This is a genomic window from Bacillus sp. LK2, from assembly GCF_001043575.1.
GTDB lineage: Bacteria > Bacillota > Bacilli > Bacillales > Bacillaceae_G > Bacillus_A > Bacillus_A paramycoides.
In genome coordinates this window covers 1-218 of record NZ_LDUK01000115.1, presented here as the reverse complement: position 1 = coordinate 218, position 218 = coordinate 1, and the positions used below count along the sequence as shown (strand labels likewise).

The window sequence follows — 218 nt, the reverse complement described above, 5'->3', positions numbered from 1 at the left end:
TTTCGTTCAGTTTTCAAAGAACTTTTTTGGTGGAGCCTAGCGGGATCGAACCGCTGACCTCCTGCGTGCAAGGCAGGCGCTCTCCCAGCTGAGCTAAGGCCCCAAACAAGTATCGGGAAGACAGGATTTGAACCTGCGACCCCCTGGTCCCAAACCAGGTGCTCTACCAAGCTGAGCCACTTCCCGAAAGAAAACGCGCCCGAGAGGAGTCGAACCCC

2 tRNA genes are annotated in these 218 nt (G+C 56.4%); both read right to left on the bottom strand.

Annotation, left to right across the window (positions count from 1 at the left end):
* Window positions 1–27 precede the first annotated feature (27 nt).
* Window positions 28–103, bottom strand: a tRNA-Ala gene (locus VK90_RS27435).
* Window positions 104–112: 9 nt separating this feature from the next.
* Window positions 113–186: transfer RNA gene (locus VK90_RS27430), tRNA-Pro, on the bottom strand.
* Between the last annotated feature and the right edge of the window lie 32 nt (window positions 187–218).